Annotated in this window: 4 protein-coding genes; all 4 read left to right on the forward strand. The window is 67.8% G+C overall.

What is annotated here, in order from left to right; translation table 11 throughout:
- Positions 1–858: branched-chain amino acid ABC transporter permease (locus M0L44_RS21870; RefSeq protein ID WP_252772301.1), on the forward strand; the 858-nt coding region annotated here is incomplete at its 5' end.
- A gap of 31 nt (positions 859–889) precedes the next feature.
- Positions 890–1,981, forward strand: a complete 1,092-nt coding sequence (locus M0L44_RS21875) for an ABC transporter permease subunit (RefSeq protein ID WP_252772302.1) — start codon at positions 890–892, stop codon at positions 1,979–1,981.
- Between the two features lie 32 nt (positions 1,982–2,013).
- The gene (locus M0L44_RS21880; protein ID WP_252772303.1) at positions 2,014–2,784 is read left to right on the forward strand and encodes an ABC transporter ATP-binding protein; all 771 of its coding nucleotides are present in this window, start codon (positions 2,014–2,016) and stop codon (positions 2,782–2,784) included.
- A 34-nt stretch (positions 2,785–2,818) separates the two neighbouring features.
- A partial coding sequence (locus M0L44_RS21885; protein WP_252772304.1) for an ABC transporter ATP-binding protein occupies positions 2,819–3,444 on the forward strand: 626 nt, incomplete at its 3' end.

The following is a 3,444-nucleotide window of genomic DNA, read 5'->3' on the forward strand; positions in this document are numbered from 1 at the left end:
TACACGATGGTGTACGGGATCATCAGCCTGATCAACTTTGCGCACGGCGAAGTGCTGATGGTGGGTGCGATGGTGTCGTGGTCGGTGGTGACGGCGCTGGCGGACTCGGGTCTGCCGGGCTGGGCGCTGCTGCTGATCTCGCTGCCGATTGCGATTCTTGCGTGCTCGGTGCTGAACTTCGTGGTGGAGAAGATCGCGTACCGGCCGCTGCGCAACGCGCCGCGCCTGGCGCCGCTGATCACGGCCATGGGCATGAGCCTGCTGCTGCAGACGCTGGCCATGATGATCTGGAAGCCCAACCCCAAGCCCTTCCCGCCGCTGCTGCCCACGGACGTGTTCTTCCTGTGGGCCGACGGGCCGGTGATCACGGTCACCCAGATCCTGATCCTGGGCACCACGGTGGCGGTGCTGGCCGGTCTCTTGTGGCTGGTCAACAAGACCAAGCTGGGCCGGGCCATGCGGGCCACGGCCGAGAACCCGCGGGTGGCCGGGCTCATGGGGGTCAAGCCGGACTTCATCATCTCGCTGACCTTCGTGATCGGCGCCTCGCTGGCGGCCATCGCCGGGATCATGTGGGCGCTCAACTACGGCACCGTGCAGCACACCATGGGCTTCCTGCCGGGCCTGAAGGCCTTCACCGCGGCCGTGTTCGGCGGCATCGGCAACCTCACCGGGGCGATGGTCGGCGGCGTGCTGCTGGGCCTGATCGAAGCCATCGGCGCGGGCTACCTGGGCGACCTCACGGGCGGCGTCTTCGGCAGCCAGTACGTGGACATCTTCGCCTTCCTCGTGCTGATCCTGGTGCTCACCCTGCGCCCCTCGGGCCTGATGGGCGAGCGAGTCGCGGACCGGGCCTGACCCAGAGGAACCCCAGACCATGTTTGCAGAGATGAACAAGACAACCAAGATCGTGGTGTTCCTGGTGGCCGGGGCCCTGCTGCTGGCCGCACCGCTGTGGGCCGCGCAGTTCGGCCAGGGCTGGGTGCGCATCATGGCGCTGGCCCTGCTGTACGTGATGCTGGCCCTGGGCTTGAACATCGTGGTGGGCTACGCCGGCCTGCTGGACCTGGGCTACGTGGCCTTCTACGCCGTGGGCGCCTACATGTACGCGCTGCTGGCCAGCCCGCAGCTCACCGACAACTTCGAGTGGATCAAGGCCCTGTACCCCAACGGCCTGCACACCCCCATCTGGCTGGTCATCCCGCTGGCGGCCCTGCTGGCGGCCGGCGCGGGCATGCTGCTGGGCGCGCCCACGCTGAAGCTGCGCGGGGACTACCTGGCCATCGTCACCCTGGGCTTCGGAGAAATCATCCGGGTGTTCATGAACAACCTGGAGTACCCGGTCAACATCACCAACGGCCCGCGCGGCATCGGCCAGATCGAGCCCATGACCCTGGGCCCGGTGGACTTCAGCGAACCGCTGCACGTCCTGGGCCACACGCTGCCCTCGGTGACCCTGTACTACTACCTGTTCCTGGCCCTGGTGATCGCCACCGTGGTCATCTGCCAGCGCCTGGCGGACTCGCGCATCGGCCGGGCCTGGATGGCCATCCGCGAAGACGAGATCGCGGCCAAGGCCATGGGCCTGAACACCCGCAACCTGAAGCTGCTGGCCTTCGGCATGGGCGCCACCTTCGGCGGCATCTCCGGCTCCATGTTCGCGGCCTTCCAGAGCTTCGTCTCGCCCGAATCCTTCTCGCTCATGGAGTCCGAGATGATCGTGGCCATGGTCGTGCTCGGCGGCATGGGCCACATCCCCGGGGTCATCCTGGGGGCGGTGCTGCTGGCGGCCATGCCCGAAGTGCTGCGCTACGTGGCCGGCCCGCTGCAGACCCTGACCGATGGGCGGCTGGACGCGGCCATCCTGCGCCAGCTGCTCATCGCCCTGGCCATGATCGCCATCATGCTGCTGCGCCCGCGCGGCCTGTGGCCCGCGCCGGAGCACGGCAAGGCCGCGCCGGCCCCGGCGCCGGTCAAGTGAGCCCGACAAGAACAAGAAGGACACACCACACCATGAGCCAAGAAGTCTTCAAGGTCCAGGGCGCCTCCAAGCGCTTCGGCGGGCTGCAGGCCCTCAGCGACGTCAGCCTGAGCATCCACGCCGGCCAGGTCTACGGCCTGATCGGCCCCAACGGCGCGGGCAAGACCACCTTCTTCAACGTCATCACCGGGCTGTACACCCCCGACGGCGGCAGCTTCATGCTCGGCGGCGAGGCCTACACCCCGCAGGCCGTGCACCAGGTGGCCAAGGCCGGCATCGCGCGCACCTTCCAGAACATCCGGCTGTTCGCCGAGATGACCGCGCTGGAGAACGTGATGGTGGGCCGCCACGTGCGCAGCGGCTCGGGCCTGCTGGGCGCGGTGCTGCGCACCCCCAGCTTCAAGGCCGAGGAAGCCGCCATCCGCCAGCGCGCGCAGGAACTGCTGGACTACGTGGGCATCGGCAAGTACGCCCCCTACAAGGCCCGCACCCTGAGCTACGGCGACCAGCGCCGCCTGGAGATCGCCCGGGCCCTGGCCACCGACCCCAAGCTCATCGCGCTGGACGAGCCCGCCGCGGGCATGAACGCCACCGAGAAGGTGGTGCTCAGAGAGCTGATCGACCGCATCCGCAAGGACGGGCGCACCATCCTGCTGATCGAACACGACGTCAAGCTCGTCATGGGCCTGTGCGACCGCGTGACGGTGCTGGACTACGGCAAGCAGATCGCCGAAGGCACCCCGGCGGAAGTGCAGAAGAACGAGAAGGTGATCGAAGCCTACCTGGGCGCCGGCCACCACTGACCCGCACAAGACCACAAGACAAGAGCACACAGACATGACAGCACACACCTTGCTGAAGGTCAGCGGCCTCAAAGTGGCCTACGGCGGCATCCAGGCGGTCAAGGGCATCGACTTCGAAGTCCGCGAAGGCGAGCTGGTGAGCCTGATCGGGGCCAACGGGGCGGGCAAGACCACGACGCTCAAGGCCATCACCGGGCTGCAGCCGGTGGCCGCGGGCAACATCGAATTCCTGGGCAAGAGCATCAAGGGCCAGGGCGCCTGGGACCTGGCGCGCCAGGGCCTGGTGATGATCCCCGAAGGGCGGGGCACCTTCACGCGCATGAGCATCGTGGAGAACCTGCAGATGGGCGCCTACGTGCGCCAGGACGACGAGGTCGAGGCCGACATCGAGAAGGTCTTCGGCATCTTCCCGCGGCTCAAGGAGCGGGCGCACCAACTGGCCGGCACGATGAGCGGCGGTGAGCAGCAGATGCTGGCCATGGGCCGGGCGCTGATGGCGCGGCCCAAGGTGCTGCTGCTCGACGAGCCGAGCATGGGTCTCTCCCCGATCATGGTGGACAAGATCTTCGAGGTGGTGCAGACCATCCACGCGCAGGGCACGACGATGCTGCTGGTCGAGCAGAACGCCAGCCGGGCGCTGGCCCTGGCCGACCGGGGCTA

Origin of the sequence: Ideonella oryzae (assembly GCF_024055665.1) — a bacterium.
Taxonomy (GTDB): Bacteria; Pseudomonadota; Gammaproteobacteria; order Burkholderiales; family Burkholderiaceae_C; genus Ideonella; species Ideonella oryzae.

Coding starts and splice junctions, on each gene's coding strand:
- M0L44_RS21875 (WP_252772302.1), top strand. CDS start 890: ATGAACAAGACAACCAAGATCGTGGTGTTCCTGGTGGCCGGGGCCCTG.
- M0L44_RS21880 (WP_252772303.1), top strand. CDS start 2,014: ATGAGCCAAGAAGTCTTCAAGGTCCAGGGCGCCTCCAAGCGCTTCGGC.